At 38.7% G+C, this 6,838-nt stretch carries 10 protein-coding genes; 3 read left to right on the top strand and 7 right to left on the bottom strand.

Features of this window, described 5'->3' with window-relative positions; all coding sequences use genetic code 11:
• Nucleotides 1-146: 146 nt before the first annotated feature.
• The 3 genes from V7121_RS07320 to V7121_RS07310 all read right to left on the bottom strand — a co-directional run bounded on the left by V7121_RS07320 (nucleotide 147) and on the right by V7121_RS07310 (nucleotide 1,824).
• A complete protein-coding gene (locus tag V7121_RS07320; RefSeq protein ID WP_335502299.1) occupies nucleotides 147-311 on the bottom strand; it encodes an aspartyl-phosphate phosphatase Spo0E family protein in 165 nt (54 codons plus the stop codon).
• A 251-nt stretch (nucleotides 312-562) separates the two neighbouring features.
• Nucleotides 563-1,042 carry a hypothetical protein gene (locus V7121_RS07315; RefSeq protein WP_335502297.1) on the bottom strand — a complete coding sequence of 160 codons (480 nt, stop codon included), beginning with the start codon at nucleotides 1,040-1,042 and terminating at the stop codon, nucleotides 563-565.
• A gap of 17 nt (nucleotides 1,043-1,059) precedes the next feature.
• On the bottom strand, nucleotides 1,060-1,824 hold the full coding sequence (locus V7121_RS07310) for a hypothetical protein (protein WP_335502295.1): 765 nt from the start codon (nucleotides 1,822-1,824) through the stop codon (nucleotides 1,060-1,062).
• 146 nt (nucleotides 1,825-1,970) lie between these two features.
• Between V7121_RS07310 and V7121_RS07305 the strand changes: the two genes are divergently transcribed.
• Nucleotides 1,971-2,504, top strand: a complete 534-nt coding sequence (locus V7121_RS07305) for an NUDIX hydrolase (RefSeq protein ID WP_335502293.1) — start codon at nucleotides 1,971-1,973, stop codon at nucleotides 2,502-2,504.
• A 53-nt stretch (nucleotides 2,505-2,557) separates the two neighbouring features.
• Here the strand turns inward: V7121_RS07305 and V7121_RS07300 are convergent, their stop codons facing one another.
• Nucleotides 2,558-2,983, bottom strand: a complete 426-nt coding sequence (locus tag V7121_RS07300; RefSeq protein WP_335502303.1) for an OsmC family protein — start codon at nucleotides 2,981-2,983, stop codon at nucleotides 2,558-2,560.
• A 139-nt stretch (nucleotides 2,984-3,122) separates the two neighbouring features.
• Between V7121_RS07300 and V7121_RS07295 the strand changes: the two genes are divergently transcribed.
• Entirely contained in the window at nucleotides 3,123-3,419 is a 297-nt protein-coding gene (locus V7121_RS07295; protein WP_335502291.1) for an HNH endonuclease, read from the top strand.
• Nucleotides 3,420-3,474: 55 nt separating this feature from the next.
• Here V7121_RS07295 and V7121_RS07290 read toward each other — a convergent pair whose 3' ends face one another.
• Together V7121_RS07290 and V7121_RS07285 are read right to left on the bottom strand one after the other, a co-directional pair.
• Nucleotides 3,475-3,813, bottom strand: a complete 339-nt coding sequence (locus tag V7121_RS07290) for a YmaF family protein (RefSeq protein ID WP_335546200.1) — start codon at nucleotides 3,811-3,813, stop codon at nucleotides 3,475-3,477.
• Nucleotides 3,814-4,003: 190 nt separating this feature from the next.
• Nucleotides 4,004-4,711, bottom strand: coding sequence for a DUF421 domain-containing protein (locus V7121_RS07285; RefSeq protein WP_335546198.1), 708 nt, complete (start codon nucleotides 4,709-4,711; stop codon nucleotides 4,004-4,006).
• Nucleotides 4,712-4,991: 280 nt separating this feature from the next.
• Between V7121_RS07285 and V7121_RS07280 the strand changes: the two genes are divergently transcribed.
• Nucleotides 4,992-5,861 carry a cation diffusion facilitator family transporter gene (locus tag V7121_RS07280; protein ID WP_335502288.1) on the top strand — a complete coding sequence of 290 codons (870 nt, stop codon included), beginning with the start codon at nucleotides 4,992-4,994 and terminating at the stop codon, nucleotides 5,859-5,861.
• 137 nt (nucleotides 5,862-5,998) lie between these two features.
• Here the strand turns inward: V7121_RS07280 and V7121_RS07275 are convergent, their stop codons facing one another.
• The gene (locus V7121_RS07275; RefSeq protein ID WP_335502287.1) at nucleotides 5,999-6,802 is read right to left on the bottom strand and encodes a prohibitin family protein; all 804 of its coding nucleotides are present in this window, start codon (nucleotides 6,800-6,802) and stop codon (nucleotides 5,999-6,001) included.
• Between the last annotated feature and the right edge of the window lie 36 nt (nucleotides 6,803-6,838).

Below are 6,838 nucleotides of genomic sequence, written 5' to 3'. Positions count from 1 at the left end.
CCACAATTAAATATTTTATTATTTCCTATAAAACAATAAAGTGTAAAGGTCCCCACACAGGACTTTTACGCTTTTTCACTGTGAGTGTTCTTTTTAGAATATCAAATGATATTTCTATCAATCTATATGAAATACATCATATGTATTTAAGCAGAAACCTTGGAAAACAGCCCCATTTGTAAATTTATTAACTTATCAAGTCTTTCACTTAGACTCACCGTTTCCGCTGAGGTAAAACCTTTTGATAATCCCACTCTGATCATATTATTTCTTAAATTTTCGATTTGCATAAAAAGATTTTCGTTAGTCATATTCATAACTCCTTAATATTTGAACTCAGGACTTAAGTTTAACAAGTGAAAGCGGCTACATGAAATTAGATTTCATCATCAAATCTCGACACTATCTACTATCTTCACGATGATTATGACAATTAATTTTAATGAAGGCATCGGAATATGCCGAATACTGAATGACTTTGTGCTAAAAAGTTCACTTTCCTGACGTATAATCAAAATTAAACTGAAAAATCCCCCCTCGTCACGCTTCCATACTTAAGCGCTTAAACTTTGGACGAGTGAGGGCTAATTCCATTATTTATTCTGGTTATTCCCAGAGCCGTATTTTCCCATAAAATTTTCTCAATCATTTCCCCTTGTAGTTCTTCACAGCGAATCATTAATACAATTTCTGCGGTGATACTTTTTTCTCCTCGCTGCTTATTTTTCACAAGGAGCATTTTAATAAGAAATCCCAATAGTAATCCGCTGACCGCACCAATAATCCCCCAAATAATCGGACCCCATTCTAGAACATATCCATAAATGGCACCAAGCAGCATGAAACAAGTTCCAAGCATAGCGGACCCATCAAACAGACTCAGTCCATCGGCCCGGTGAATCGTGTCGAACAATTGCCTTGGTTCTGAACGTTTTTCCAGCGGTGCGGCTAAAATTTTTTCTTTAGGGATTCCCTTTTGCTCCATTGCAGATATAGCTAATTCAATAAAGAGTGAATTCTCGAAAGTGGCAATAACATACAATTGACTACACTCACTTTCTATAATGGAAAAATAAAGTCCTTGTTTTGATATTTTTGCCGAAGATATTTTGACATTTCTTTTTCAAACAATTTGTTGTGTTCGATGGCGGAGGAATAGGAATCATAGATAATGAAAAAATAGATTGAAGGAAAATAAAGGGCCCATTGCATATCGATCACCTCTTTCGCCTGAGCAAAATGGCCGGTCATTGAGAGATGGATGGCATGCGGAATATGTCCTAAATAAGTAATCGCCACAGCATAAACAAAAATAAAAAAACCGGTAATCACATGATGAAGATAAAGATGACCCAAGCCTGGAAATAACGCTGACCAAATTAACGCATTGACAGGTTTTCGTTTATCTAAGAAGTTGTTATCCCATGCTCCCATTTTGATGTTTAGGACAGGAGCATCTTCTCGGTCGGCTAAGATATACTGTTTGTTGATATCAATGGTTGTCCGATAACTATCCCAGATTCCAAACATGTACATTGCCAGATATAAAATTAACCAGCGATCATCTAGAACTTCCTTTGCTTTTTCAAATTCACCTATTAATGTATATAAAATTCCAAGGTTTACTTTCGCCCTTTCGTTAATAAAGGTCTCCCAAAGAATAAGAATATAGCCCACCATGTAGCGATGGAGCATGATATGCCCAAACCCAGGGTAGGAAAAGGAAAAGAAAGCGGTAACCCACGGATTCTTTAAATGCATTTGTCCAGTTGTAAATTGGGATAGATAAGACCTTTGCCTGCGATATGGAGGTATTTGGTTCATCCGCCGCACCTTCTCCCTTACTAAATATGCGTTTACGTGTTATCGTTTGCAAATGATGGGAAAATTATCCGCCCTGACTACAATTCGCCAATTATAAAAAAGAGTGTAAAATGGATTTATGATGATGAAATTTGAGGTGAAGGAAATTGGTTTGGAAAATAAGTAGTTCGAGGAAAGAACAAGTAGATCGTTTTGGTGTGGTGATTGAAAAGGTCATCGTTCCAAATGGAGAGGAAAAGGACTTTTCCTATTTAGATTTTGCGAAGGGTGTATGTATCCTTCCGATTACGGAGGAGAAAGAAATCATTTGCATAAAACAATATCGTCATGCAATAAAAAGCTGGGAATGGGAACTGCCAGCTGGGATGATTGAAAAAGAAAGTGATTCACCGCAGGAAACGGCCAAAAAGGAACTAGAGGAAGAAACCGGTCATAAAGCTGAATATTGGCTGGATTTAGGAAGCTTCTTTCCTTCTCCAGGCTCAACAAGTGAGGAGATTTATTTATTTGCCGCAGCGGGCCTCAGCACTACCGAGCAAAACTTGGAATCGAGTGAACAAATAGAAGTACATAAATTGACGATGCATGAAGTGAAAACCTTAGTTGAGAAGGGTGAATTCAAGCATGGTGCAGGACTTGCTGCGATTTTGCGGTATATGTTAATGACGGATAATGGTTAGAATGAATATTAAAAAAGAAGAAGTAACAGCCCGGCGGTTGTTACTTCTTCTTTTTATACCACCTTTTCCCCTTTCACTCCATTGATCGAATAGCTGACGGTAATCTCTGCATTTAAGGAATGGGAAACGGAGCAGTATCTGTCTTTTGACAACTGAATCGCCCGGACCACCTTATCTTCAGGTAATTCACCGTCTAGCGCATAATGAATATTAATCGATGTAAAGCGTTTCGGATGTTCCTCGGCCCGCTCCCCTTTTACATCCATTTGAAAAGCAGTAGGCTCGAGACGCATCTTTTGTAGGATGGAGATAATATCAATCCCTGTGCACCCGGCAACCGCCTGGAGCAGCAGTTCCGTGGGTCTCGGGCCCGTATTCTCTCCACCCACTTCCGGAGCGGCATCCATAATAAATTCATGCCCACTCGGTGAGACGCCAGAAAAGGCCATCTTTTCTTTCCAGTTAATAGTTAATTCCATACTCATATACATTCCCCTTTCCTAATTTATTCTTTCCAAAGTGTTATTTTATTAGAGATATTTTTCTACTAGAGGAGGAGGAGAATGATACAAAAGTGCATGGTAAATACTATCTTCAAAATGTCTGGAGGGGAATACAATGGAGAGATGTGAGCTTTGTAGACGAGAGAAGGTGGAAACGACTGTCCATCACCTGCTTCCAAAAGAAATGGGTGGAACCTTTGGTTCAACAGCAAATTTATGTATCCCCTGTCATAAGCAAATCCATGCTCTCTATACAAATGAGGAAATCGCCGCACGATTAACAACCCTTCCTGAGTTACGTGCCGACGAGAAACTAGCACGGTTTATTCAATGGATTCGAAAACAGCCATCCACTAAAGTAATGAGAATTAAAAAATCAAATGAGCGGAAAAGTAAAAGACAAGGGCGGTAACCATTAAAGGTTTTACTAACATTACCGCCGGTGTCAGGTGCCTAAGTTACATTTGTTATCTATTACCTGGAGCAGGCTGATCGACACCTCTAACATGGTGCCGATGTCCATCGTCCTCAGTGGTATAAAAGTCATAATAGTGTACATGCATTCCATTTCCTACTGGTATAGCGGGACCTGAGTATGCCTTATAATGATGGGTATGTCCGTTTTCAAAGACAACATATCCTTCAGTATAATGAATATGATTATGGTCCTGAGTCTGAATCGGAGGAGAGGTGACATCTAAACATTGATGAACATGCCCTGCCTCAACCCCAGTATAGTCGACTGAACCATGATTATGGTGCGGAACAAACCCGTTTACAAAATCATCCTTTCCTACCTTAGCCATCGACTCCACCCCTTCGATCATTATTTTTTGCTAATTTTTCTCCTTTCCTAACTTTATTACTAATGATATTTTTACATTAAGAAAAATATGATTTCACTTTCAATCATCATCAAACCACTAAAAAAGAGCTAATCGTAGGATGTCGATTAGCTCTTTGTTTTTGTCCATTGGAACCCTATTACAATACCCATTAGTTATCTTTTCCTGGCTTATAGAAATAAGGGTCGCTAGGATGTTCTTCTATATCATTATTATCAATAGACAGTTTTCCATTTTCTAAATACGTGGCTAATGAGATTTCATTTACTTTTTCCCCCTGTTTTTCTACTTCTGCAAGTAGCCATCCTTGGTCGACCTGAAGATATTTTAGATTATGTTCAAGAATTTGACCGTCCATGATCAATGGAATAGGAAGATACGCTTTCTTAACTTTTAAATGTAAATCATTGGGTTCAATCGGGCGGTATTCAGACTTGGGAATGACACTTATACTTCCTGTTTCCTCCATCACTGCCATCGCAATCTCTCGGGTATCTGTATAGCCTTGTACTCGTAAATGGGATAATAATTCATTCATAGGCATACGTGCTTTTTTAAGCCCTTTTCTATCAATATCACCATTTTGAATTAATACCGTAGGACTTTCATATAAAATCCATCTTAATTTATTATGTAAGGATAAACGTATAAAAATTTTATATAAAATGACGACCATTACAGCATAGGTTAAGGCTTTTCCTAAATGTCTGACTTCAATTGGTGCGCTAATAATATTAGTGAGGACAAATATATACAATAAATCGAAGGCATGCATCTGCGATACGGCCTTTTTTCCCGTCACCTTTAAAAACAAAAATCCAGCGATAAAAACGATTAATGGACGATAAAATGTTTCCAACTTTGCATCTCCCTAAAATCTCCGCATTTAACCACTTCCCTTAGAATAAGGGCTATCATTAGTATTAGAAGATTCATCAATGTTTATTAATTTTTCTCAAAGCTGGCGATGTGGTTTAGAGGTATGGCTAGTTCCTTTTCTAAAATAATTCCTAAAGTTGCCTCAGTGAAACTATCTTTCATCAACATTACATAGTTTCAATGATGACAAAAGGTTTCTCTAGACCCACTAGATAGTTTTATTCCATAATATAATTGGAGAAATGTTGGGGGATAGAAACATGAAAGAACAGGGATATCTGGATTTAAAAAGAGGCGAGCGGGGAGCGATCATAAGCATTATTGCTTATATCTGCTTATCTTCATTAAAATTAACAATCGGTTTTATAGCAAACTCTGAAGCCCTTAAGGCAGATGGATTAAATAATTTAACAGATATTATTGCATCAATAGCTGTACTGATCGGTCTTAAATTATCGCAGCGTCCAGCTGATGATGACCATCCCTATGGACACTGGAAAGCCGAAACAGTGGCCTCAATGGTCGCTTCATTTATAATGATCGCTGTAGGGATACAAGTAACATTTGAAGCAGTTTCGAGCATATTTTATGCTAGAAATGAAACGCCAGATTTGGTTTCAGCATGGACAGGCCTCGTTTGTGCATTGGTCATGTATTTTGTATATCGATATAATAAAAAATTAGCTACAGTGACACATAGCCAATCTGTCATGGCGGCAGCAAAGGATAACCTATCAGATGCCTGGGTCAGTGTCGGTACCTTTATCGGGATCATTGGTGCCCAATTCGGTCTTCCTTGGCTCGATCCTGTTACTGCGGTCATCGTTGGATTACTTATCTGTAAGACCGGTTGGGAGATTTTTAGAGATGCTTCCCATCATTTAACCGATGGATTTGACGAAAAACAAATCGAGACCTATAAAGAAACGATCATTGATTGTAATGGGGTTAAAGGTGTTAAAGACATCAAAGCCCGGAGTTACGGAAATAACGTGGTTGTAGATATTGTAATTCTTGTCAATTCTGATTTAGATATTCGCGGAGCCCATGATATTGCCACCAAGGTGGAAAATGAATTAATGAAAGAACATCATGTCTATGATGTACATGTCCATGTTGAACCGAATTAAAGTAGTCCACAAATTGATTGGAAAAGCGAGGGAGAAATTAGCGATTCACCTGATTCCATCCCAATAGTACAAGAAATACACAGAAGGTAGCCATCAGCAATGGCTACCTTCTGTATATTTTTGAAAAAAGTTCTTTCTTATTTTTTCGAAAGCCCATTTAAATCAACAAATGGCGTTGCTCCGCCTGTAACACTTGGCAGGTGCCCATCCCATTTTTCTAAGGCCTTTTCTTGGACTTCAATTTGCTTTAATTGGATCAATTCCTCAGTTACTTCTTGCTTTTTCAAGCGTAAAGCTTCCGCTTCGGCACCCGCCTGAGCGACTTTCTGCTCCGCTTCAATTTTGACTCTTTCAAGATCCCTTTTGGCTCGCAGTGCATTTTGTTCAGCTGTCTGTTTCGATTCAATCGCTTTATTGAATTCATCAGAAAAAGCAAATTCTTTAATATTAATATCTTCAAGAATCATATAGTATTTTGTCAGTTTTCCAGCAAGCATGTCTTTTACTTTCGCTGATACCTCTGGCCGTTTTGAAATTAATTCCTCCGCCGTGTACTGGGCGGTAATCGCCTTTAATGATTCTGCAATCGCAGGGTCCACGATGCGGGAGCGATAATCTAAGCCGATTTGTTGATAAAGCTTATTGACCGCTTCCGGGTCGACGGAATAGTTGACTGCCACCATTGCGGTGACCATTTGAAGGTCCTTTGATGCCGCAGTCTGTGAACTTTCTTCTTTTTGGACACGGACTTCAATCGGTTGAACGGTTTGAATAAATGGCATCTTAAAATGAAATCCCTCTGTTAAAATCGTCGGTTTAACCGCGCCTAATTGCAACAGAACCCCCCGATATCCAGAGTCGACGGTAGTACCAGAAAAAATGCCAACTACGATAATAACCAGAGCAATAAGTCCAGCGCTTATCGATTTCGTATAGGTCATTCCGATCACTCCCCTTTCAATAACTTTATGAAAATA

Origin of the sequence: Neobacillus drentensis, assembly GCF_036962125.1 — a bacterium.
Classification (GTDB): domain Bacteria; phylum Bacillota; class Bacilli; order Bacillales; family Cytobacillaceae; genus Neobacillus; species Neobacillus drentensis_B.
The sequence above is the reverse complement of the archived record's forward strand: the minus strand, read 5'-3'. Positions and strand labels throughout refer to the sequence as shown.